Annotated in this window: 1 pseudogene; it reads left to right on the plus strand. The window is 53.4% G+C overall.

The features are described from left to right. Positions 1-204: 204 nt before the first annotated feature. Positions 205-858, plus strand: a pseudogene (locus AC1DRJ_RS30245) (type IV secretion protein Rhs); the annotation flags it as partial.

Genomic DNA, 858 nt, shown 5'->3' on the forward strand with positions numbered 1-858 from the left:
GGGAATCCTCACGCCACGTTTGCGTTTTGGCCTATCCGTTTTTGTTGAAGCATTTTTAAAGATTTTCCCTACAGTCATCACCTACTTCTCTGACTTCTTTCCTGACTGATCCCCTGCAAAGTCTCGCGCGCCCCATTTTCAGCGCGAGGGATTGCTCATGTTCGACCCGATTTACCACTCAACTTCATGCCGTTCGGTGCGTTGATGACGCATATCGGCCGCATCGATCAGGAACTCGAAAGTTTTCCGGACACGCTGACGCTTTATCGCGAACAGCTGAAGCATTGGTTTAGCCGAGCGGCGGACAAAGCCAGTCACGCTGCTGATTTGCCGTCGCTGATGGGCATGGAGCGGCTGATAAAACTCGGCAGTACGACGACTGCGGTGAGCAGTGGTGATGATGAGTTTTTATCCAGTGTGGCGCAGTGCCCGGATGGCGGGATTCTGGAGATCGAGAGCAAGTTTGAGTCGGTTTATGACATTCCGTTGGGGAATATTTCGGTTGATGTGATTGCCATGGATGGCGGCGAGAGCAAGTCGGTGACGCTCGATGAAAACGGTAAAGGGCAGTTCAAAGGGACACCTGGCAAGTTCTACAAAATTCATGTTCAGAGTGAAGTCACGCCGGCTCAAATTGATGATCTTTTCTCCTCTTATGACGGCCTGACCAAAGAACTGGACGGCTGGCTGCGCGGTGAGTGGGAAGGATTTAAGCCGCAGTGGTCGCAGTCGACCTTTGCGGCTGCCGGGAACGGATTGCTGGCGGGAAGCTGGAAGGCGATTGTGGGTGTGTGGGACAGCATCAGCCTGCTCTCAGACATTCTCAAGGATCCCGGCAAGTTCGCTGAACGGTTGGGC

The sequence above is a fragment of the Pseudomonas sp. P5_B2 genome (assembly GCF_056400445.1).